The organism is Gardnerella washingtoni (assembly GCF_049262705.1).
Taxonomy (GTDB): Bacteria; Actinomycetota; Actinomycetes; order Actinomycetales; family Bifidobacteriaceae; genus Bifidobacterium; species Bifidobacterium vaginale_D.
Genome location: NZ_CP058398.1, coordinates 47,717 through 72,178, shown reverse-complemented (window position 1 = coordinate 72,178; position 24,462 = coordinate 47,717). Strand labels below are relative to the sequence as shown.

The window sequence follows — 24,462 nt, the reverse complement described above, 5'->3', positions numbered from 1 at the left end:
TTTAGATTTCTTTAGATTTCTACATTGGTTGATTTCCGTGATGCTTTCCAGTCCTAGAAACCCGCTTTTTACTGCGCAAAAGCCTCAGCGAACCAGCAATCATATCGCGCGTCTGCTCCGGGTCAATCATTGCGTCAATCTGACCCGTTTCCAGCGAAAGATTTGCGTTCACGGTAGTCGCCTCATATTCGTCAACCAGCTGCTTTCTCAGAGCCGCAACGTCCTGACCTCGCTCCTTTGCTTTTTGCAAATCCTTGCGATGAATAATATTCACAGCACCTTGCGCACCCAAAACCGCAATCTGGCTGGTTGGCCACGCGTAATTTACGTCCGCACCCATCGACTTCGAGCCCATCACAATATAAGCTCCGCCGAAAGCCTTACGCAAAATCACTGTAACCAGCGGCACTTGCGCGTTTGCGTACGCATAAATCACCTTCGCACCCCTGCGAATAATGCCAGCATGCTCTTGATCCGAGCCCGGCTTATAACCAGGGGTATCAACCAAAGTCACCACAGGCAAATTAAACGCATCACACAATCGCACAAATCGCGCTACTTTTTCGGAAGAATTTACGTCCAAAATACCAGCGTTCACCTTAGGCTGATTTGCCACGATTCCAACCGGATGCCCCTCAATGCAAGCAAAACCAACCACTGCCGAAGCAGCATACAATTCCTGCACTTGCACAAACTCACCGTAGTCAACGATTCTGCGAATCACGTCCAGCACATCGTAAGGCTGACGGTCGTTATCTGGTACAATACTTGCCAACTCTCGCGCAGTTTCGCGGTCAGCTCGCGTTGCAGCGTAAGCAAAAGTAGGAGGCTCCACTTCGCAACTAGACGGCAAATAAGCCAAAACCGTGCGCGCGTAGTCGATTGCGTCCGCTTCATCTTCACCCAAATAGTGAGCGACTCCAGAAGTTGCGTTATGCACAAGACCGCCGCCCAAATCGTCCATGCTAATAGCCTCGCCGGTTGCCGCTTTAACAACATCCGGGCCAGTGACGAACATGTTGGAATGTTCACGCGTCATAATAATAAAATCAGTCAACGCAGGGCAATACACAGCGCCACCAGCGCAAGGTCCAAGAATAATGGAGATTTGCGGAATTAAGCCACTCGCTTCGCAAGTTTTTTTGAAGATGCGTCCGTATTGCATCAGCGCGTTCACACCTTCCTGAATGCGAGCGCCACCGGAATCAATTACTGCAACAACTGGCACGCGAAGCTGTAAAGCCATATCCAAAAGATGGCAGATTTTCTCACCTTCCGCTTTGCCGAGCGTTCCGCCTCGCACAGAAAAGTCCTGCGCATATACGGCAACTTTTCTGCCATAAACTTCGCCAAAGCCGGTGATTACAGCGCATCCGGCAACGTCGTTGTTTATGTCACCGCCGTTAAAACGTCCGATTTCCACGAATGAGCCGGTGTCAAAAAGCAGGTCAAGTCGTTCGCGAGCAGTGCTTTTGCCTTTTGCGTGCTGACGTTCGCATGCTTTTTGTTCTGCGTCGCGAGCTAATTTTGCTGCGTGCTGAACGGCTGCTTTTCCGCGGCGCGGCTGCAAGTTGGCGGCGTCAGTTGCGTTGCTTAGAGCATCACTGGAAGCAGTTTTTGCTGAAATTTTTGTTTGTTCTTGCAATAACGCGCTCATTATTTTTGCTCTCCTTGCGAACTTTCAGAAGATTTTTCTGTGCCCTTTTCTGTGCCCTTTTCTGTGCCCTTACCTTCGCTCTTATCTTCAGCAAGATCAATCGTCACAAGCTTTGCGCCCGATTCCACGCCGTCGCCAGGCCCAACAAAAATTCCAGTAACAGTACCAGCCGCCGGAGCATACACGTAATTTTCCATCTTCATGGACTCAAGCACCACAAGCAAATCACCCTTAGCAACCTGCTGTCCTTCAGCCACATTCACACGAGTAATAACAGCTTGCATAGGGGCTGCAATTACGCCTGGAATCTGCTTTTGCTCTTCAGATTTGTGGGTACTGCCGCGAAGAGAACGCCCACGCAACGGCTGGGAAGCTCTAGAAACGCTACGAACTCGCGCAGAGCCGGTCAAATTATCAACAATATCTTGCGGAATTGTAAGCTTTACGCGCTTATTATCAACCTCAATAATGAAGGATTCCATTGCAGGCTGCTTATTTTCGGATTCATCAGCAGACTTTCCAGAAACAAGCGAAGCCGGCTGACCACCCAAGGAAGCTGCAGGAACGCGGTTCAAATACTTGCGTTCCATCCACTTAGTAGACACGTCAAAACTGTGATTTTCAGCCGTAAACTCAGGGTCGTTAAAAATCTGCTCAAAAAGTTTCGCCGGAGTTGGCACGCCCTCAATGCAAAGTTCCTTCAAAGCACGACGCACGCGAGCCACAGCAGTTTCGCGACTTTGCGCAGTAATAATAAGCTTGCCCATCATGGAATCGAATTTTGGCGAAATATTATCGCCAACTTCAACACCAAAATCGACGCGAATACCAGGGCCGGAAGGCCACTTAATCTTCGTCAAAGTGCCGGAACTTGGAGTCAAATTCGTAGCAGGATCTTCCGAAGTAATGCGAAGCTCAAAGCTGTGTCCGCGCGGCTCCGGATCCTTAATCAACTCACCGCCGTCAGCAATATTGAGCTGCTCTCGCACCAAATCAAGTCCACTCACTTCCTCACTCACCGTGTGCTCAACTTGCAATCGCGGATTAACTTCCAAGAAGTAGACTTTATGCTGAGAAGTCACCATATATTCGCACGTGCCAAGACCAACATAATCAACAGCTTCAAATAGGTTACGAGAATATCGGTAAAGCTGATCTTTTTCATCGTCGGTCAAGAACGGTGCAGGAGCTTCCTCAACCAGCTTTTGGTTTCGGCGCTGCACCGAACAATCGCGCGTGGAATATACGGTGAAATTTCCGTGAGCGTCGCGGCCGCACTGCGTTTCTACGTGGCGAGCCTTGTCAATAAAACGCTCAATAAAATATTCGTCTAAGTCGCCGCCCTGCAAAGCGTCGTGATTCATGTAAAAGCCGCGCAACTCATCGTCGTTATGAACGACTGTAATACCGCGTCCGCCGCCGCCATCCGTGCGCTTCATCATCACCGGATAGCCGTGCGTTTGCGCAAAAGTCAACAGTTCTCGAATATCTTTTACCGGCTCCGAAATGCCTGGAACTGGCGGCACTTTCGCTCGCACAGCCACGCGGCGAGCTGTAATTTTATCACCCAAATCAATAAGCGCTTCTGGACGAGGGCCAATCCAAATAACCCCAGCATCGTTGACTTTCTTCGCAAAAGACGCAACTTCTGAAAGGAATCCGTAACCCGGGTGCACAGCATCCGTGCCACTTCTTTTAATAATGTCAAGAATCGCATCTTCGTTTAAATAAGTGTCGCGATACGTGTCTCCGGAAAGTGCGTACGCTTCGTCTGCCATTTCTACAAACTGCGCATTGCGATCAGTCGGTGCGTAAATAGCAACGGTAGCAATGCCCATTTCGTGAGCCGTGCGAATAACTCGCAAGGCGATTTCACCGCGGTTTGCGATGAGAATTTTTTTGATATTCGTAACCATACGTTACAAGATATTAGAAAAGTCGCGTTTGCGTATGAGCCGACATACACAAAAGCTAGAGCAAAATTTTGTACACTTCTCCAATGCACATGATTTTTATGGCACGTATTGTGATTAGCGAAACGGAAAACAACCGGTAAAAGCTTAAGTCTTGAGTAGCAAATTACTTAAGTTGCAATCTACTCAAGCAGCAAACCGGCAATAACCGGCAATAACCGGCAATAACCAAAAGAAGGTTTGTATGACTAGCATGAATCAAAATAATGCAGCAACAACTGCAACCGCAACATCTACTGCAGCTGTTAATAAAGTGAAGGCAGTTGCAACTTGGCTCGCAAAACCAGTTCTCCTCACTGTGCTGTTGGCTCTTTCTACTATGGCAGGCGCAATTTATCTTCCTATTACTCCTGTGCCAATTACGTTGCAGACTCTTGTTCTGTGCATTATTGGTTTGACTTTGAGCTGGCGCAAGGGCGTTGCTTCCGTTGTAATGTATCTAGCTTTGGGTGCTGCAGGTTTGCCTGTGTTCGCTGGCTTTAAGGGAGGCTGGGCTGTATTCGTTGGTCCTACTGCAGGCTTCCTTGTTGGTTTTATTTTTGGTGTTGCTGCAACTGCTGCTTTAAAGCACGTATTCGACGTTGCTCTTGACGCAATGATGCCAGAGCGTTCATTGAAGAAGACTTTCGTTCGTTTCTGCACTTACGCTGTTGCTTCCATAATTGGCACGATTGTGATTTACGCATTCGGCATTTTCGGTCAGAGCTTACTTACCGGCATGCCGCTTTCGACTGCTGCCGCAACCTTGATTATCTTCATGATTGGCGATTTAATTAAGGCTTTCGTTGCGAGCGCGGCTTGCTCCGGCTTGTACAACGCACTGAACAAAAAGCGTGCGTAGCGAATAAATCTAAATGCTCTCAACGGGAACATTTGTCGGAAAATCTCCGGCAAATGTTCCATAAAACTGTCATGCTCGCGCGCTATGCGCTCGCTACAAAACTCGCGTTGGAAGTCCACTGGACTTCCAACCTAAGCGAGTTTCCGCTCCGAGTTGCTTTCGCGCGCGCAATGCTACGCTCAAGCAGGTCGTCAGCGCACACTAGTCACAACCTAGTTTCTAAAGCACAACTACACTAACCTGCCCTGCCTTCGTCAATCGAGACGAAGGCAGACCTCGCTTGCGTTGAAAGCACACCGTGCTTTCAACTCTAAGCAAGCTCGGCGCTCCGAATTGCTTTCGCGCGCTAAATCGCAGCGCTCAAGCAGGTCGTCAGCGCACACTAGTCACAACCTAGTTTCTAAAGCACAACTACACTAACCTGCCCTGCCTGCGTCTTTATTGACGCAGACAGACCTCGCTTGCGTTGAAAGCACACCGTGCTTTCAACCCTGAGCAAGCTCGGCGCTCCGAGTTGCTTTCGCGCGCGCAATGCTGCGCTCAAGCAGGTCGTCACGCTTCGTACGCAACGGCTTGCACGTCGCCGCTTTTAACTACAATCTCCTCGCCGGAATCTTTGCGAATCGTAAGCGACGCATCTTCCCCAATCCGCTCTGCTGTTCCGGTTACCACTTTCCCGTCAACCGGATGTACGTTTACTTCGCGCCCAAGCGTCCAACATACTCCGCTTACTTCTTTCTGCAAATCGGCAGCATTACTTGGATAATCGCGCATAAAATCGTATAGCCGCGAGCGCAATCCCGTAACAATGTTCGCTGCAATCTCATCGCGCAATGCTTGAGCTTCTGGCAGCGCAGTCATGTGCATTTGTAGTGAAGTTGCCATTTTAATCGGCAGCACTTCTTGCGGCACGCACAAATTCAATCCGATTCCAAAAACCACTCCAACAACGTCGTCACGCCCCGGCACCGCCACAATTTCGGTTAAGATTCCGCCTTCTTTGCAGTCGTGTAAAAACACGTCATTCGGCCATTTGAGTTTAAGCGCGCATGCTTCACCATGCATCGGCGAACTGTTGTGCTCGCGGAAAGCTGCTAGTAGCGCGTCGCGTGCAGCAAGACCTGCAATTATTGGCAACCAGCCATTATGATCCTCATCCATCACCATTGCTTTTGGCAGCAACGTGACGAATGAAACCAAAAAGCTTTCTCCCGGTCTGCTTACCCACGCTCGCCCGAGTCTACCGCGACCAGCCGTTTGCTCGTCTGCAACAATCGCAAATATTGTTGGTTTTCCATCATCTCGTGCGATTATTTCGCCTTTTTGTATCATATCTCGCGCAATATTTTGCGTAGAATCCGTAATAGCGAAATATTTTACTGAGTCTGCCACAATTGAAGTACGAGGCATCAATGCCACGCTTTGCGAAGAAAAAGTAGTCATAGGTATAATTTACATCAGATTATATGGTTATTGCATGTGCGTGCGTCGAATATAAGTAACTTGCGTTATTGTATGCGATTTTGCATATTTGCGATTTTGCATATTTGCGTATCAGCGCCGCTTCGCACAAACGAAATAAACATATGTATAGTTTTATTAAATTATTAAGCAGGTGTTGATATATGAAGCGTACTCATTGCAAAACACAATCACAACAAGCGCGCGCTCATACTAGTCAACAGCACTCTCTTACTCAATCAGCTTCCCACACTCAATCAATCCACCAAACTACACTAACCCGTTTTTTCACCTACACACTCTCCGCTCTGCTCTGTTTCTTACTCGCAGCCTGCACAAGTTTAGGACCAATTTTTCGCAATCAAGACCCACAACTGCATTTAGGAACGCTCGCTGACTGTTCTTGGATTAATGCGCTAATTTTTATTGCCGCGTTCGCAATATACGCGATTATTTTGTGGACGATTATTTATTACGGCAAACATGCGGCTTTTCCTAAGCAATACAGCCGTTTGGGAGCGTGGATTAAGTCAATTTTTAGAAAAAAGCACAAGACTAACGCAGAGAAAACAAACAAGAAAACTGTCGAGAAAACAGACAAGAAAACTGTCGAGAAAATTATCGAAAGCAAAAGCAAAAGCACACCCAATCGCAAAGTCAAAAAGCACCGCATATCCGCAATCTGCCGCCTCATTCGCAATATTTCAAAACGTTTCTATAGCGCAGCACGTTGGTTTATTAAGCATTCCACACGAAACCGCCGCAATCTTTTCCTCACTTTCTTCCTAGGCTGGCTGTGGATACCCGCTACTCTACTTGCCGCGTACGGCGCTGACGTTTGTTCGCAAATTCGTGAATATAGCTGGGCCTGGAATCAGCTTACTGGTCTTAAGCAGCCATACATTGGTTTCTTTAGTTTTGTGCCCATGGATATTTACCCTACTGCGCACTACTTGTGGCCAACGCAACCCACGTATTTGACCGATCAGCATAACATAGTTCTTACTGTTATTTATGGCGCAGTTGCGGCAGTTTCACGCTACTTTACTCATTCAAATGATGCTGGCATTGTGCTTCTTGCATTCACTCAATTTGTTTTTGCAGCTTGGTGTATTGCCGCTACTACGCATCGTTTTTTGAATAAACCTTGGCTTACGTCGAATGCACCACAACCTACCCTCTCATCTCGCACGTCTTGCACATCTCGCACGTCTTGCACATCTCGCACGTCTTGCACGTCCCTCTCGTCCCGCACGTCTTGCACATCTCGCACGTCTTGCACATCTCGCACATCTCGCACGTCTTGCACGTCTTGCACGTCCCTCTCGTCCCGCACGCCACTTTTCGCAAGATTCGCCGTCCTGCTCATGTTTTTGCTTCATCCACTTGTGCTGTGTTCTACTATTGCACTCACTAAATCACCGCTTTTTGCGTTCGCTTTTGTGTGGTGGTTTGGCATAAATTATGAGTTAACTTGTAGTTATCATGCTGATGACACGCACGCTGGCATTGCGAAGATTCACTACGGCACGTTTATAGAATTGCTGATTTCAGTATGCGTTATGCTGATTGCAGCAAAATATGCGTGGTACATTTTGCTTATTCAGTGCCTTCTACTGCTTGTGTTTGAGCGTAAACGTTGGCGTGTGTGGGTTGGTGGCGTTTTATTACCAACGCTTGTTGTTCACACTGCTTTGGTGCTGCTTATTTCAAGCGGTGCTGTTATTACTGGAGACCCTATTGAAAGTCGTGGTATTCAGTTGCAGCAGATTGCGCGCATTGCGAAGTTGGACCCACATAGTATTCCGCATAGTGCTAAACGCATGATTGCCCCAATTTTTAATCTTGACCAAACTGCGGAAGCATATAAACCGTATGACGCTGATCCTGTAAAATCTTCTGGTTTGCAATCAAAAAAGGTAAGTTATCGTTGGCGCTACGTTACACGAGATAATATTCGTAATTTAAATCGCGCTTGGTGGCAAATGGTTACGCATAGTCCTCTTGTGGCTGCAGACGCGTTTATTGCGAAAATGTATGGTTATTTCGATATCTTTGACCGACCGTATGTTGGTCCGGAATATTACATCAATACTGATAATATTCGTAATTCTGATTGGATTAAGTATTGGAATAGTAGTTGGCGTACTGAGTTTGCTGATGTAATTAGTTCATGGAGTGATGTTCCTGTTATAAGTTGGCTGATTCATGGTAATACTTTTGTGATTGCAACATTGCTTATTGGCATGGCGGAGATTGCGCTTCGTCGTTGGCGTACGGTTTTGTGGCATATACCACTTGCTTTGCTAGTTGGTGTGATGATATTAGCTCCGGCGAATAATTTTGAGCGTCATATGCTGCCGTTGGTTTTTGTGTTCTGTTTTGTGTTGCTTACTTTTTGGAGAGATAGTAAGCAAAGTGCCAGTAGCGAAAGCGCAGACGCAAGTGACACAACTAACGCAAGTGATACAAGTAACGCAAGTGATACAAGTAACGCAAGCAGCGCAAGCAACGTTCACGCAATTCAAGCGTGAACGCAAGGTGATGTGCCCGCATTTGTGGACTTGCACACAGGCTAAGTCCACATTCTCGGATTATTGATGAAAAGAGAATGAACTCGTAAATCAGCACGCGCTATAATAGTAGAGTGTGTTGCTACATAAGCAATACTCTAGCAATATGGTTGCAATCAAAGGCGTAATATGGACGAGAAGCATACACAGCAGTTTGCGCAAACTACCGGCGCTTATACTTCCGTCGTATCTTATGATGATTGCGCGAATAATGTGAATTATGTAGAAGCAAATCAAGCGATCACAAGTGCGAATAGTGATTTTCTTTCGCTGTTAGCTAGCGTGCAATTTCCTTCGCAATCTTCCGCGCAATCTTCCGCGCAATCTTCCGCGCAATCTTCCGCGCAATCTTCCCAAATTGACAATACTAGCGCTGCGATTACTGCCACTTCGGCTATGTCTGCTGCTACTTCGACTACATCTTCTACTACAACTCCTGCAGCGTCAGCAACAACTGCAGCGTCAGCAACTCCTGCAACGTCAGCAACAACTGCAGAGCTCACTACAAAAGAACCAAGCGAAGAAAAGCATCGTCACCATTTATGGCATCGACTTTCTTCTAGCCAGCGTCGCGAAAGTAAATCTGCAACACGTAAGCAATCTTCTAACGACGCGCCGCACTTTACACCACTGCCTAACGTCCCTCAATCTTCTAGCCCAACAGCTGGCATTTTTGATGTTCGCGATGGTCAAGTTTTTGATGCTGCAACGCGTTTGCGTTTACACACGCTGATTGCCACGTGTTTCATGAATGGTATTGCGGACGCTCGCGTACATGCTTTTATGCATTTGCTCCAATGGCAAGATGTGCCAAAAGCGGTGGTGATTGCTGGAAGTTTTGGCACTACAATCACGCCAGATACTGGTCCAAATCGAGAGCCTGCTCCTACTGTGCCCCCTGATAATACGGACGCTTTACGTCGCAATATTTGGCCTCAACTCAGTACCTGCGCTGCGTACGATGCTATTGTTGAACGTGTGCAAACTAGCGCTTTACAGCATATTGCTGCTTCTTGGCGCAACGCGCAAATGTTTTCGCAACATCATGCTAGCAACACTGCCGTTACTCATATTGCTGCTCCTTCACACATCATACTGTTGGCTGTTCGCGACAATCCTAGTGAGCAAGCTCTTGAAAAGTTATGCCAAGTTTTTGCGCCATCACATAAGCCGATTTGTGTTAGCAATGTAGCTGAAGGCGTTGAGCAGATTGCTTCAACGCTTACTTCCACGCTTGCTGCTATTGCGGTTGCTCCTGCTGTGCAACATTTGCCACAGATTATTCACACGGATGATGTGCTTCCTGAGCGTGCGCTCATTGGCGATGCCACAGCGTTTGACACCTTGTATAACAGGGTGTATCAAAGTTTGGCGCCGTATAGTAATGATGATCCAACGTTATCCACTATTGATATGTTTTTGCGTTTTGGTGGAGCGTTGGATCAAACAGCACATGAGTTAAACGTGCACCCGAATACTGTACGCTATCGTTTGCGTAAAGTAGCTCAGACTACTGGCTGGGATGCCACAGATCCGCGTGCAGCATACGTGTTACAAACAGCTATCACTATTGGTCGTATTCGCGATTCACACTAAGATTTTTCATAGCGCTCCGGCAGGTCGTCGCACTGCATTAGTGCCTCATGACCGTTACTTCCTCAGTCGGCTTACTGAGTTAATAACAGTGTTTGGGTGATTACCGTTATTTTCTCAGTCGGTTAACTGAGTTAGTAACAGTGTTTGGGTGATTACCGTTATTTTCTCAGTCGGTTAACTGAGTTAGTAACAGTGTTTGGATTGTGACTATGCCACAGAATATTCATCAGCTTAGCTTTACACACTTTCGGGGCTATAACCCCCTATAACCCTGTTGTTGGGTAGTACATTGTGTTGGTTGTTAACATAATAAAAAGGCTTACGATGTTACTCGTAAGCCTTTACACTAGCATTATTTCCCAGCCCCTAAGAAGGAAAACAACGTTAGTAACGCACTCAGAAATTAGTTAGCACCACGCTCTCCGCGTCAACGGGAAGAAAAGGAAACTGCAAACCATATCCGCAAAAGAACACAGTAACTAACCAACCACAGCACATTTGGCAACGAAGCCCTACTGCACACTGAGCACAAAATTTAAAGAAGATGCTGCTCAACTTAGCTGTTTTATGGCAGTAAGCTAAGCAGCATCATAAACGTGTTATTCAGTTTTTACACTGAATAAGCAGATCTTAGTGACGGATCTTGCGAAGAGCAGCACCCATGCCAGCAAGCACGGAAGCAGCAACAGCAGCCAAAGCTACAGCAGCACCAGTCTTAGCCAATGGAGCAGCAGCAGCCGCAGCATGCTTCTTAGCAGGAGCCTTAGCAGCAGCCTTGCCAGGGAAGTTACCAGCCTTCTTCATAGCATCCAAAACTTCCTGAGCACCAGTATCGCAGCTCAAATCCTTAGCATGATCATTAGCAGAATCCAAGATAGCTGCAGCACGAGTAAGGTTATGATGCGCAACCTCAGCAAGCTTAGAAGCAGTAGCGAGCTTAGTCTTAATAACCTTAGCTGCATCCCAATCCTCAGCCTTCTGAGCATCCTTATAATCAGCATTCAGCTCAGCGAGGATATCCTTCACAGCAGCCTCAACATGACCATAATGAGCAACAGCCTTCTTCAACTGGTTACGAAGCTTACCCAAGTAAGCGCAGTTATCGCCACCGAAGTTCTTCAAAATGTTAGCCCAACCAGTCTGCTTCAAACCAAACTCGAGCTTATCAAGAAGAGCATCATAAGCAGCAACATTCGTCAAACCATGCTTAGCAAGAAGAACAGTCAAACCATCATAGTTCGTGAACAAATTCTCGCTACCATCAGGAGACACAAACGTTGGTTCCTTAGCATCCTTACCACCAAGAAGATCAACCAAATCAAGCTTATGCTCAATCTTAGGCTCTGGCGTTGGAACTGGAGCTGGTGGAACTGGAGTTGGGGTCGGTGTTGGGGTTGGCTTTGGAGCTGGTGGAACCGGCGTTGGGGTCGGCGTTGGGGTTGGCTTTGGAGCTGGTGGAACCGGCGTTGGGGTCGGCGTTGGGGTTGGCTTTGGAGTTGGAGGAACTGGAGTTGGGGTCGGCTTCTTGCCCTTCTCAGCTTCAGCAAGCAAAGCACGAGCACCTTCAACAGTCTTAGCCTTACGAATCAGCTTAGCAACGAAAGTGAAGCCTTCCTTCTCAGCCTTCTTAGCTAAATCTTCGATAGCAGACTTCTCAGCTTCAGCAAGCAAAGCACGAGCACCCTCAACAGTCTTAGCCTTACGAATATACTTAGCAGCGAAAGTCAAGCCTTCAGACTCAGCCTTCTTAGCCAAAGCCTCAATAGCAGGATCAACAGCAGGAGTTGGAACAACTGGCGTCTGTCCCTTACCACCAACAAGCTCACTCACGTCAGCTGGGTGCAACTTATAGTCAGCAACCGTGTCACCATTAACCTGGCTCAAAGCATGCTCAATATCAAACTTAGTTTCTGGAGTTGGTGGAACTGGCTTTGGCTCTGGCGTCTTCTTAGAAGCACGAGCAGCATCTAACAAAGCCTGAGCACCCTCAACAGTCTTAGCCTTACGAATCTGCTTAGCAGCAAAGTTGAAGCCTTCCTTCTCAGCCTGCTTAGCAATCTTCTCAATCGCATCCTGCTTGAGAATACGCTTAACCATAACGTCAGGATCCTCAGTCTTATAGAAGGAAGGATTAGACTCAAGCTCCAAGCGCTCTGCTAACTCATCAGGATCCTCAGTCACAAACATCGGATTAGTAGGCTCTTCCTCCTTCTCAGGAGCAACAGTCACGTCATCAACAGGCTTATCAACTACTGGAGCAGGAATATTCTTTAATGTGTTTTCAGCCTTAGTAAGAATAGTGCGGGCTTGCTCAACAGTCTTAGCAGCACGAATCTGCTGAGCAGCTTCATGAAGCAGTTCCTTCTCAGCCTTCTTAGCCAAAGCCTTAATAGCAGCCTTCTCAGCCTTCACGAGCAAATCCTGAGCAGCCTTAACAGTCTTAGCAGCGCGAATCTTCTTAGCTGTAAGAATGAAGCCCTCAGACTCAGCCTTCTTAGCCAAAGCCTCAATATCAGCCTTAACTGCTTCAGCAGTAGTAAGCAGCTCATTAGCCTCTTCAACAGTCTTAGCAGCGCGAATCTTCACTGCAGCATCTTTAAGACCTTCCTGCTCAGCCTTCTTAGCCAAATCTTCGAGCACATGAGTCAGATTGCCCTTCTCATCAATCTCGTGAATTTTAGCGTCATGATCCTTCTGTTCTTTGGAAGGCTCGGCTGGAACTTTCTTAGCCTCAGCCTTAGCAATAGCATTAAACGCATCCTGAGCAGCCTTAAGCTTAGCAGCATCAGCAGCAGAAACCTTGCCATCCGCAGAAGTCATCTTAGTAGCATTGACTTCATTAGCAATCTTTTCATACAAAGCCTTAGCTTGCTCATATGTCAAGCCCTTAAAAGCAGCAGTAATCCCATCAGCAGTAATATTCTCAAGACTGGTGGCTGTTTCAAGCTGATGCTCAGCTTGTTTCTGCAAAGCTTCTGGAGTTTGCTCTTCCTTGTTAGAAGCAGCATTATCAGACACCTGTACTTCATTCACACCAGCATGGATAGTTGTTGGGAAAGCAATACCTTTTACATTAGCAAACTTGTTATTATTAACTTTCGCTTCACTAAACACGGAATAAACAATAGAAGCAGCATCATAGCTAATAGCAGCCTTGTCAAAACCGTACTTTCCATCCTTGCAATAAACAGTCTTAAAAGTACGAGAAGTAACAGAATCACCACCATTTACAAACTTGAAACTAACTTCACCAAGTTCCTTAACAGAATTATCAACCTGAGTAGAATCACCAGCTGGCTGTTGATTATTATCTGCCAAAGCTGGCACGGTCAAAGCTAAGCCTGAAACAAGCGTAGCGCCGGCAGCAAATGCGGCAATCGCCTTTTTACTTAACATAATTTTCCTTTCTTCTTCCTTCTCACGCGTTAACGTGCGAAGAATATGCCTACCGAAATCGCATATCAATCGCAATTTCGGTACAACTCGAGACCGGCTATAAGCCAGCTCATCAATATCAACATACCCCCCCCCGTAGGCAAAAATCAAGAGCAACGGCAATATTTTTTAAAAATTATTAACCGAAATTATTGACCAAAATTATTAACCAAAATTATTAACCAAAATTATTGACCAAAATTATTGACCGAAGCCGCTCAGCTGAATTGCTTACTTATTCTTCGCTGCCGAGCGCTATTTTATTAGCCGTACACTGTTTTGTTAGCCGTACGTTACATTAAAGCCGTACGCTGTTTTGCTAGCCGTACGTTACGTTAAAGCTGTACGTTATTTTGCTAGCCGTAGTTTACCGCACGCGACGACCTGTTTTCGCGCTTATTCCTCACGGCATAGCCGTTCGGCTGATTTGCGAATCGACGACTTCGAGCTGCATAATGCGCGAGAAGTCACTTCGATTCGCTGAGCTTGCTCAGGGTTGAAAGCACGGGGTGCTTTCAACGCAAGCTCAGTAGCGAGCGCGTTACCCGCGCGAGCGTTAAGCACACCGTGCTTCACAATTGAGCCAAATCACGCTTTGAAGGAGCTTGAAATCCTGTTGATTTCAAGCTCGGTCAAAGCGCACGCGAAAGCAACTCGGAGCGCCGAGCTTGCTCAGGGTTGAAAGCACAGTGTGCTTTCAACGCAAGCGAGGTCTGCCTTCGTCTCGATTGACGAAGGCAGGGCAGGTTAGTGTGGTTGTGCTTTAGGAACTGGGTTGTGGTTGGTGTGCGCTGACGACCTGTTTTCGCGCTTATTCCTCACGGCATAGCCGTTCGACTGATTTGCGAATCGACGACTTCGAGCTGCATAATGCGCGAGAAGTCACTTCGATTCGCTGAGCTTGCTCAAATTGAAAGCACGGTGTGCTTTCAACGCAAGCTCAGTAGCGAGCGCGTTACCCGCGCGAGCGTTAAGCACACCGTGCTTCACAATTGAGCCAAATCACGCTTTGAAGGAGCTTGAAATCCTGTTGATTTCAAGCTCGGTCAAAGCGCACGCGAAAGCAACTCGGAGCGGAAACTCGCTCAAGTTGGAAGTCCAGTGGACTTCCAACGCGAGTTTCGTAAGCGAGCGCTTATAGCGCGAGCGTGCTCCCACGTTTGGAGCACCCATCCTTGCACACAATACAAAATAAAAAAACGCTGAGAACACACTCACAAAGGAGCATATTCTCAGCGTTTATAAGCCTTAATACTTGATTTTACTTTGCGAATTTCGCGCTTTCGCGCAAACTCGCTAGTAACAAATCAGGCAGCGATGCTGGCAATGTCAACTGGAACACCAGGAGCCATCGTGGAGGTCACAGTTACCTTCGTAATGTAACGACCCTTGATGGTGCTTGGCTTCAAGCGGCGAACTTCGTCTGCAACAGCCCTGAAGTTCTCTTCAAGAGCTTTAGCATCGAAGGAGAGCTTGCCGAAGAGGAAGGACAGGTTGCCCTGACGATCCACGCGGAACTCAATCTTACCGCCCTTAATATCAGCAACAGCCTTGGCCACATCCATGGTCACGGTGCCAGTCTTTGGGTTTGGCATCAAGCTACGAGGACCGAGCACACGACCCAAGCGGCCAACCTTACCCATCATGTCTGGGGTTGCAACGACTGCATCGAAGTCAAGGAAGCCACCGGCAACCTTTTCGATCAATTCGTCATCACCAACGATGTCAGCGCCAGCTTCCTGAGCCTCAGTAGCCTTTGGACCACGAGCGAACACCAAAACCTTAGCGGTTTTACCGGTGCCGTTTGGCAAATTCACAACGCCACGAACCAACTGATCAGCCTTGCGAGGATCCACGTTAAGGCGCATAACAGCCTCAACGGACTCGTCGAAAGCGTGCTTTGGCATGCTCTGCAACAAAGCGATAGCTTCAGCTGGGGTGTACAGGTTATTGCGGTCGATCTTCTCAGCCGCTTCACGATACTTCTTAGAACGCTTAGCCATTTCTACACTCCCTTTCAGTCGGTAACGGTAATACCCATCGAGCGAGCGGTGCCCGCGATGATCTTCATACCGGCCTCGACGTCACGTGCGGAGAGGTCAGGCATCTTAATTTCGGCGATTTCGCGCACCTGAGCCTTGGTCACAGAACCAACCTTGTGAGTCAATGGATTCTCGGTGCCCTTCTGAATGCCAGCAGCCTTAAGCAACAAAGCAGCAGCTGGTGGGGTCTTCAAAATGAAGGTGAAGGAACGATCTTCGTAAACGGTGATCTCTACTGGGACGATCTGACCCATCTTGTCCTTCGTCTGGTCGTTATACGCCTTGCAGAAGTCCATGATGTTCACGCCGTGGGAGCCTAATGCTGGACCCAGTGGTGGAGCTGGATTTGCCTTACCAGCCTGAATCTCGAGCTTAATAAGCGCGGAGACTTTCTTTTTCGGAGCCATAATATGGTTCTTCTTTCTTGTACAAGCGGTTCAAACGGTTGCTGCGAACGCTAATATAGTCGCTTCTAGTCGCCTATAGTCGCTTCTTAATAGAACGTGCAAAACGTTACGAAACGCATAAACACTTACAAAACGTTGCTATAAAGCCGTTTTGCAGCTTCCTCCCGCATCTTGTATTGCTGTGCTGTGCTAGCGGATTCCTCCTCCAGTCACAAGCCTTCCTATTATGCCACATCTTCGCGACACGCATCATTACGAAAGCTACAACTATCTTTGCGCATTTATGCGCAAAGATTTTCCCACTCGTCAAGCCTTTTCAATCAACCAATCAACTACATACTTCACGCGAACCCCATCTATTAAATCAACACCAGCATATCTGCCAGTGATAAGGAATTTCGCGTAATTATCACGCAATTTAAGCAAATTATCAGTTTCATGCGTATTCTCCGGCAACTGCTGTGTAACCTGATAATATTCAACCGAATCGCCCTTGCGCGCAATAAAATCTACTTCACTTCCCTCAACCCTAGCAACATCAACGTCATATCCTCTTCTTAACAACTCCAAAAACACAATATTTTCTAAGCGATTACCCATATTCCCAAGCCGATGGCTAACAGCCTGATTTCTCAAACCACTGTCAACAATAAAATACTTTGCATTCTGCCTTAAGTATGCTTTACCTCGAATATCGTAGGGCCGAACTTCAAAGAACAGATAAGCATTTTGCAAAAGCTCTAAATACCTGGAAACAGTATGATTTGAAACTTCAATTCGCTCGTTTTTTAAAAGACTCGTAATTTTGGAAGCGTTAACCAGCTGACCAACGTTATCAGCCAAAAATGCGACTATTCTTTTAAGCGTAAAACTATCTTTTATTTGCGCACGAGCAGCAATATCGTTAAGAATGATGGAATCGTATATGCCAGAAAGAATGGTGTATCGAAGCGATTCATCCGCAAGCGCAACACTAGGAAATCCACCATATTGTTCATATTCTTTATATGCCGGATCGACTTCCCTAGAATTAATGTCGATTTGCTTTGCTCCTAAGAATTCCTTGAAAGAGAACGGGTACACTGGTATTTCAACGTACCTTCCGCTTAAGTTAGTGGCAAGCTCGCCAGAAAGAAGTTTTGCGTTAGCTCCCGTTATAACAATGTCGCAATTAAAACTAACCCTAAGCGCGTTAATGGCTTTTTGCCAACCATCTACAAACTGTATTTCATCTATTAAAATGTATGTTTTGGGTTGATTTACATTTGTTTGCTGGCTTTCATTACCTTGCGGATTTTCTCCACTTTGTGTGTCTTCGTCACTTTGTGTGTCTTCGTCACTTTGTGAATCATCCTCACTTTGTATTTTTGAATAAATAACATCTATAAGATTGGAATCTGTAAGAACGTCGCGATATTCAAAACTTTCAAGATTTATGTAGATTATATGCGATTCAGGCACTCCAAGCTCGCGCAAAGAATTCATGTATTGCTGAAGAATTACCGATTTTCCGCAGCGGCGCACGCCTGTTATTACTTTTACAAAATCTGTGTCTTTAAAAGCAAGAAGCTTATTAAGATACTCAGTTCTTGAATACATACGTTTGCCTTTCGCAAGTTGGAAGTCTACTTCCAAGTTTAGTGCAAAATGGCAAAAGTTGGAAGTCTACTTCCAAGTTGGGTACAAACTTAAGAAAGTTGGAAGTCTGCTTCCAAGTTGAGCGCAAAACGCTAGAACATTATAAAAACGCTAGAACTCTAACTCAGGATTCTTTAACAGCTCATCAAACACCGTCATGAGCATATAAATACCCTGCTCAGTAAAAGCATAAGGAAGTGACCTGCTTTTAGAACTAAAATTTGCGGTCAAAAAATTTGATTGCAAATATTCCAACTCAGATTTGTTTAGCTGAAACATAAAGTCATCATCAAACGCTGTTACTGGCGCAGATTAGCTACTGCACCAGTAACATATAACCCCGCTTATTTGTTGTTAACGCAGATTACGTACTGCGCGAGTAACAATAAATCGCAATTATTCGTTATTAACGCAGATTACGTACTGCGCGAGTAACAATAAATCGCAATTATTCGTTATTAACGCAGATTACGTACTGCGCGAGTAACAATAAATCGCAATTATTCGTTATTAACGCAGATTACGTACTGCGCGAGTAACAATAAATCGCAATTATTCGTTATTAACGCAGATTACGTACTGCGAGCGTCTGAAAACGAGGTAGGTACCAGCACTAAGCACAGAATTGAAAAGGATCAAACTCAATTTTTTAGCACGGCATCCAAACTCTTTAATCCAGGATTATTCAAATTCTCAAGAGATAAAATCTGCGTTCGCGCCAAATTTCTAAGTTCAACCATTCGATCAGCCTGTGGCAAACCCTTAGAAATCAAAACAGCGTTATAGCTTTCCATATTCGCCAATACCAAGAGCTCATTAATACTCGCCTCGTCTCGAATATTGCCTTTTGACTTAGGATTTGCATCCCTCCACTGCTTAGCTGTCTTATTAAACAGTGCAACATTTAACAAATCTGCTTCATTTGCATACTTATACATCAACTGCTCAGGAGTCAAATCCTTCAACAAATACTCTTTAATAGCATCCGTACGAATCTTGTAATTAATCTTTGAAATCTCACGGTTTAAATTCCAGTTCAGCGAAAGCCTTGAGTTCTCATCAGATTTAAGCCTTTGATAATCTTTGATAATATATAATTCAAATTCTGCTGAAATCCAAGCTGCAAACTTAAATGCTATATCTTTATGCGCGTAAGTTCCACCACACTTACCAGATTTGGAAACTATGCCAATAGCATTTGTTGATTCTACCCATCTTTTAGGAGATAGAGTAAAAGCATTAGAACCAGCCTCGTTCTTAAAGGCATCGAATTCGACCCCTTTAAAATTCGGATTGTTAATACTCTCCCACAATCCCAGGAACTCAATAGTATTCTTCACTCTCAGCCAGTTTTTAACAACATCTTTAGGCTCTTCTTTATTTTTATATCTCGCAATATCGGTTAAACTAACGTAATCATTCTTAAAATCTTCCGTATAAACCTGAATTGTAAAGCCTTTTGCTTCAATAGTTTCTTTTTTAATTTTCGACATATTAGACATGATATTCCCCTAATTTTTGCGCAAGTTTTTTACGTAATTATTTTATTTACTTGCTTAGTTTGCTTTATTTTTATGCGCTCAACACAAAATCCATAAATCACAAGCAACACTACAAAATCAAGCACAAGCCACAAAACTTCTCAAAACTAGCAGAAAACTAGCATGCATCAGCGCATAAATACAATTCTATAAGATTTCACAGATAAGAAGCAACAAATGCCGGAGAAATTGCCGGCAAATGTAGTCAAAAACAGCAATGCTCACGCTCTATGCGCTCAAGCAGGTCGTCAGCGCACACCAACCACAACACAGTTTCTAAAGCACAACCACACTAGCCTGCCCTGCCTTCGTCTTTATTGACGAAGGCAGACCTCGCTTGCGTTGAAAGCACACCGCGCTTTCAACCCTGAGCAAGCTCGGCGCTCCGAATTGCTTTCGCGCGCTAAATCGCAGCGCTCAAGCAGGTCGTAGCGCTACAACAATCCACACATATACAGTGGCAATATTACGCAATTTAAATCTTTTTTAACGCCAAGCTGCTTAGGAGCAAATACATAACTCGTTCCAATTCTTTTTGAAAACTTAGCCTTAAATTTATCAAGAGAAACTGTTTTAAACGCATTCCCAGATTTAACTTCAATAGGAGATATACGCATTTTGCCAGCAGAATCCTGAAAAGCTTTAGAAATCAAAAAATCGATTTCCATGGTATTTTCCGAATTTTCTTTATCTCTATTTGAATAGAAAAATAGGCGATGTCCAGATGCTATTAGCTGTTGCGCAACAACGTTTTCAACTAGCATTCCTTCATTAATTGAGATTTTTCCAAATAAAATTTCTTTATATAAATCATTAGACGCAATGCTACCATCTGAAAGTATCATAGAAGTCAACAAACCAGTATCAGCCATATAACATTTTACTAACGCATCATCTGCATTAAGATTCAAGCCAACATTTGGATCTGTAGATTTGTAGCAATTATTTGTAATACTCGCATCCGAAAGCCAAAAAAACGCATCCTTGTAATCACGCATACGAGCATTCTTACCCAAGGAAGTAATCCTATATCTTTTTTCATGCCTGGAAAGCTGTGCTGGTATTCCATCAAACACAGCCATAACTTTCATTTCATACCCTTTCGCAAACTTTGCAGCATCCTGCCTATAGAGTGAAAGAATACGACGCTTAACCCTATCTACTCGAGTAAAATCTCTCGAATCAACATATTCATTTACAGATTGCGGCATGCCACCAACTAGCATATATTCTCTAAAAAGTCGCATCGCTTTTTTATGTAAAGCATCCGGCAAAGGACTTAACTCATTAAATGAATTTTTAATAACTTTCGATAGATTTTCTTCTCCAAAAGCCCACAAAAATTCTTCAAAATCAAGAGGATACATGCGTTCTTCTTGTTCTTCAGATGGAATCAATATTGTTTCAACATTGTGTTTAATAGACAATAACGAGCCAGTCTCTATATAGTCGTATCTGCCATCTGCAACTAATTGTTTTATAAACTCTCTAGCCTGTGGGAAAAATTGCACTTCGTCAAAAACCATTACCGATTCACGGTTATAAAGTTTCACACCATACAATGCAGATAGGTACGTAAAGAAAGTGCTTAAATCTGAACGATAATCTTCAAATAGCCTAAGCGCATCTTTGATGCTTGCGAAAAATCAATAAGAATATAAGACTTGTACTCGTTTTTTGCAAACTCTTCAACTAAAGTGCTTTTCCCAACTCTTCTAGCACCTGTTACTAAAAGTGCTGTTGAACCGCGATCAGCATTCTTCCAATCGAGCATTTTTTGATAGAATTTTCGCCTTAACATATAACACCACTTTTAATTAACACAAAACAGTTGAAAATACTATTGTTTTATAGTATATATTTCACGAAAATCAATGTCAATTTAGGCTGGATTTTCACGAAATTGAAGGTAAATATATGCCGATTTTTCACGAAATTAAGGGTAAACATATGCTGAATTTTCACGAAATTGAAGGTAAATATATGCAGAATTTTCACGAAATTGAGGATATTGTCACGGTTTCAACGGCTGAGTTTCATTTTCCCAAGCTCTTCCAGCAAACTCTGTAATAGTGGCACCAGGAAAATTATCTTCTGCCTCCTCAGCCCACTTATCAACAATATCGTCAGTAATAACGAATCCATTTTCCGCAGTATACGTATTCTTACTCATCTCGCATCCCTTATCTCTTGTAAGAATCCTTTTGTAAGCCGATTCGCATGAATTATAAGTATTGCGTTGCTTTCAAGATACCATATCATTCTTTATTTCTATGCTCTTAACACAAACTCAACAAATCTCAAGCAACGCTACAACTAACTCAAAGCAAATAAAAGCGCAAAAGAGTATCACATTTACTTAAGCAAATTATGAACCGAATAGTACTCTTTCAAAGAATCCTTAGTAATTTTTTGAACGCATATCGCCGAACTATTAGTACCATCATAAGCATCCTTCCATGAATCCTCACGATGTGTCATAGCACTCAAATCACTATCAGAACACTCAGCAAACTTTTTGCATATCTTTTCCACAAGAATCTTTTGACCATCTGTTAAAGAATTATCATTCAACTTATCAGTGCTAGGAAGCACAAGCTCCCCCTTACGAATCAAAAACTTCCCGCGATGCGATGCGAATAATTCTGGGCAAACAGAACCATTCCTCCATGCCTGAAAATCCTCGTTAAATAATGGATATCCAGTAGTAGCCAAAGAATACGCTTGCGAATAGTAAGCTAACTTCTGAAGCTTCATAGTGGTAATAGTTCCAGTAATATTAAGGATGTACGCTGCCACGTTAAATATTGTTGTCATACGCACCTCACTTTTATAGAACATACATAAAGAATCAATATTAAAAAAATTATTCCGCAGCAATGGAAATTTTAAGCTTGGCGCAATAGATGACATTGCAGGATGCAGGGTGATTGTAAATTCTGTAAACGAAATTTACAAAATCTATGACGAAATTATCAATCTTGAAAAGGTAGGAGAATTAATTAATTAAGCTCTGGATAATAATCATAAATTCTTCTTCATCTGGGCGTCATCTTCGCAGTCAAATATATTTTTTATGCATGTTGAGATGGCATTCTGCTTACTTTCAAAAAAATTACATACAATAATGAAAATAACAGCTAAAATAATAAACCTGTAAAATCCTAACCACATATGTTCTGTAATAATTTCATTATTTAACAATCTCGAACTACCACTAATATTAGTGCAATCATAAATCCAATTTAATAATTCTGATAAATACTCAGAAAGTTTCAAAGATAAATACAACATTGCTTCAAAAACTACTGCCATAATATTGATAATAATTAATTTATATTTATTACTATCTGAATCTTCTATTTTTATATCAAATATCCCTTTACATAGAATCTGTAAATTTTCCAATTTAAGCAAAAATACAATGCACGTTATTATCAAAGCAACTATCGTCCAATTAGACTCGTTTAAAAACCCTAAAAGTGTAAACAATACTGACAAAACAGAAATCAAGAACTTTGAACTTTTCAAGAAAGCTTTAACGCTTCTGCGCACTAAAAAGCAGAACGGTATAAACCATAGAATGAACATTACTAGCGATTTATAACATTCTGGCAACCCCTTAGTTGTATCATAATAAATATATGCCGAAATGCAAAAGGATAAATACAACTGAATAAAAGGTATTAAAAATAGAATTTCATTGTTCTTAAACTTTAAATAAATAAGGAACAATAAAAATAGTATTAAGTACACTACACAAGCATTAACAATAGAATATATTCGCTTTGAGTATTCAATATTACCGTAAAAAATTATGGCTATGGTAAAATACAGTAAAAGCACAGAGAATATTACTAAAAGCGTACATGCCACCAGTATGCAATTCCTACGACTGTTAAAAAATGAATATAATTTATCTTTTAAATTAAGCATTTCAAACCCGCTTTTAGTAAGTACGATATCTGCGTGCTCCAATGACAATGCAATTAAGTTTGTCATAATTGATTATATTTATTACTGGAAATTTCGTTATTAATTCCCATACTCATGAACTTAGGCGAGCCGTAAGTCTGCAAAAATCCACGAAAGCCGCTGTCATTAAAGACACAGTCGAGGAACCAAGCTGCACCAATTTCCCAATCGTAAAGCCTTTTCAATCAGCCAATCAACTACACAATTCACGCGAATACGGTTTATTCAATCAATTTGCCTTTCGCAACTTGGAAGCCTGCTTCCAAGTTGAGTGCCAAACGCTAGAACATTATAACATGTTAAAACTCTAACTCAGGATTCTTTAACAACTCATCAAACATCGCATGATACAAGCGCAAATTCAAAAACTCTATCCGCGTAATAGTTGATATTTTGCCGCCAGCATCTTTCGACGAAGCGCCACAAAGATAAACAGCCTCATCATCAGTCCCATAATCTATAACCACATACCTATCATGATACTTTCTGCCAGCAGTCTTAAACTTCAAATCAACACCTGGATAATCGCTTACAAAATCACTCAACATGCTTTCCGTAAGCATATTCTTGTTCCTAGCGTTATCACTAAAAACTACGATTTCAACCCCTTCTCTAGCAAACCGCAAGAGTTCCAACGTTTTAAGACCAATATAATTATCTACAACGTAAATGCTTTTCTTAGCCGACTTATATATTTTAGAATACGCAAGATCCGCTTCTATTTTATTGCCATCCATAAGAAGAAAATGTTTATACGTATCTGGATTAATAAAATTATCCATTACCTTATTAAAATCTTCCTTAGTTGCCATTCGAGATTTTATTTCCGCTATATCTTTAGTATTCTGATTCGTTTGAATCGCCAGCTGCGCTAACTCGTTCGCGCCAATAAAATCCTTATTTTCAACAATATAATCCTTCATTTGCTTAAAGGTTCTAATAAGCGCTTTCGACTGCATTGTGGCAAGTTCGCCTCTTAACACCGTCATGAGCATATAAATACCCTGCTCAGTAAAAGCATAAGGCAGTGACCTACTTTTAGAACTAATATTTGCGGTCAAAAAATTTGATTGCAAATATTTCAACTCGGATTTGTTTAATTGAAACATAAAGTCGTTATCAAACTTTTCTATGTTATTTTTTACTTGTTGATTGAACGCTCTTGTACTGTACCCATATATTTCAGCTAAATCCACATCAAGCATGACTTTTTGATTGCGAATGTTATAAATTTTTTCTTTTATCGTTTTAGCGTCTATAAGCGTTTTAACAGACTCGCTTTTAGCGTCCACAATAACTAAATTTTTATTCCGTTCTACCATA

16 protein-coding genes and 2 pseudogenes are annotated in these 24,462 nt (G+C 43.5%); 4 read left to right on the top strand and 14 right to left on the bottom strand.

Features of this window, described 5'->3' with window-relative positions:
- Nucleotides 1-19: 19 nt before the first annotated feature.
- Nucleotides 20-1,657, bottom strand: coding sequence for an acyl-CoA carboxylase subunit beta (locus HXT28_RS00260; protein WP_422113444.1), 1,638 nt, complete (start codon nucleotides 1,655-1,657; stop codon nucleotides 20-22).
- On the bottom strand, nucleotides 1,657-3,573 hold the full coding sequence (locus HXT28_RS00255; protein WP_422113443.1) for a biotin carboxylase N-terminal domain-containing protein: 1,917 nt from the start codon (nucleotides 3,571-3,573) through the stop codon (nucleotides 1,657-1,659). The genes HXT28_RS00260 and HXT28_RS00255 overlap by 1 nt, the downstream gene beginning before the upstream one ends.
- 241 nt (nucleotides 3,574-3,814) lie before the next feature.
- Between HXT28_RS00255 and HXT28_RS00250 the strand changes: the two genes are divergently transcribed.
- Nucleotides 3,815-4,471 carry a biotin transporter BioY gene (locus HXT28_RS00250; protein WP_422113442.1) on the top strand — a complete coding sequence of 219 codons (657 nt, stop codon included), beginning with the start codon at nucleotides 3,815-3,817 and terminating at the stop codon, nucleotides 4,469-4,471.
- 552 nt (nucleotides 4,472-5,023) lie between these two features.
- Here HXT28_RS00250 and HXT28_RS00245 read toward each other — a convergent pair.
- A complete protein-coding gene (locus HXT28_RS00245; RefSeq protein WP_064347841.1) occupies nucleotides 5,024-5,914 on the bottom strand; it encodes a biotin--[acetyl-CoA-carboxylase] ligase in 891 nt (296 codons plus the stop codon).
- Between the two features lie 182 nt (nucleotides 5,915-6,096).
- On the opposite strand from HXT28_RS00245, the gene HXT28_RS00240 reads away from it, so the two are divergent.
- Nucleotides 6,097-8,466: a DUF6020 family protein gene (locus HXT28_RS00240; RefSeq protein ID WP_422113441.1), complete on the top strand. Its 2,370-nt coding sequence runs from the start codon at nucleotides 6,097-6,099 to the stop codon at nucleotides 8,464-8,466.
- 168 nt (nucleotides 8,467-8,634) lie between these two features.
- The gene (locus HXT28_RS00235) at nucleotides 8,635-10,101 is read left to right on the top strand and encodes a PucR family transcriptional regulator (protein WP_422113440.1); all 1,467 of its coding nucleotides are present in this window, start codon (nucleotides 8,635-8,637) and stop codon (nucleotides 10,099-10,101) included.
- Between the two features lie 630 nt (nucleotides 10,102-10,731).
- On the opposite strand, the gene HXT28_RS00230 is transcribed toward HXT28_RS00235, so the two are convergent.
- The 9 genes and pseudogenes from HXT28_RS00230 to HXT28_RS00190 all read right to left on the bottom strand — a co-directional run bounded on the left by HXT28_RS00230 (nucleotide 10,732) and on the right by HXT28_RS00190 (nucleotide 21,981).
- On the bottom strand, nucleotides 10,732-13,497 hold the full coding sequence (locus HXT28_RS00230) for a hypothetical protein (protein WP_422113439.1): 2,766 nt from the start codon (nucleotides 13,495-13,497) through the stop codon (nucleotides 10,732-10,734).
- A gap of 1,346 nt (nucleotides 13,498-14,843) precedes the next feature.
- Nucleotides 14,844-15,539 (bottom strand): 50S ribosomal protein L1, encoded by a 696-nt coding sequence (gene rplA / locus HXT28_RS00225; protein WP_016636831.1) that lies wholly within the window; start codon nucleotides 15,537-15,539, stop codon nucleotides 14,844-14,846.
- 14 nt (nucleotides 15,540-15,553) lie between these two features.
- Nucleotides 15,554-15,985: a 50S ribosomal protein L11 gene (gene rplK, locus HXT28_RS00220; protein ID WP_004118588.1), complete on the bottom strand. Its 432-nt coding sequence runs from the start codon at nucleotides 15,983-15,985 to the stop codon at nucleotides 15,554-15,556.
- 306 nt (nucleotides 15,986-16,291) lie between these two features.
- Nucleotides 16,292-17,584, bottom strand: a complete 1,293-nt coding sequence (locus HXT28_RS00215; protein ID WP_422113438.1) for an ATP-binding protein — start codon at nucleotides 17,582-17,584, stop codon at nucleotides 16,292-16,294.
- Nucleotides 17,585-17,734: 150 nt separating this feature from the next.
- Nucleotides 17,735-17,905, bottom strand: a pseudogene (locus HXT28_RS00210) (ORF6N domain-containing protein); the annotation flags it as partial.
- 359 nt (nucleotides 17,906-18,264) lie between these two features.
- Nucleotides 18,265-19,125 (bottom strand): KilA-N domain-containing protein, encoded by an 861-nt coding sequence (locus tag HXT28_RS00205; protein WP_422113437.1) that lies wholly within the window; start codon nucleotides 19,123-19,125, stop codon nucleotides 18,265-18,267.
- 473 nt (nucleotides 19,126-19,598) lie between these two features.
- A pseudogene (locus HXT28_RS00200) lies at nucleotides 19,599-20,965 on the bottom strand (ATP-binding protein).
- Between the two features lie 213 nt (nucleotides 20,966-21,178).
- A complete protein-coding gene (locus HXT28_RS00195) occupies nucleotides 21,179-21,337 on the bottom strand; it encodes a hypothetical protein (RefSeq protein WP_422113436.1) in 159 nt (52 codons plus the stop codon).
- Between the two features lie 182 nt (nucleotides 21,338-21,519).
- Nucleotides 21,520-21,981, bottom strand: a complete 462-nt coding sequence (locus tag HXT28_RS00190) for a Panacea domain-containing protein (protein WP_422113435.1) — start codon at nucleotides 21,979-21,981, stop codon at nucleotides 21,520-21,522.
- Between the two features lie 22 nt (nucleotides 21,982-22,003).
- Between HXT28_RS00190 and HXT28_RS00185 the strand changes: the two genes are divergently transcribed.
- A complete protein-coding gene (locus HXT28_RS00185; protein WP_422113668.1) occupies nucleotides 22,004-22,174 on the top strand; it encodes a hypothetical protein in 171 nt (56 codons plus the stop codon).
- A gap of 14 nt (nucleotides 22,175-22,188) precedes the next feature.
- On the opposite strand, the gene HXT28_RS00180 is transcribed toward HXT28_RS00185, so the two are convergent.
- Entirely contained in the window at nucleotides 22,189-22,581 is a 393-nt protein-coding gene (locus HXT28_RS00180) for a hypothetical protein (RefSeq protein WP_422113434.1), read from the bottom strand.
- Nucleotides 22,582-23,438: 857 nt separating this feature from the next.
- Nucleotides 23,439-24,461, bottom strand: coding sequence for an ORF6N domain-containing protein (locus HXT28_RS00175; RefSeq protein WP_422113433.1), 1,023 nt, complete (start codon nucleotides 24,459-24,461; stop codon nucleotides 23,439-23,441).
- Between the last annotated feature and the right edge of the window lies 1 nt (nucleotide 24,462).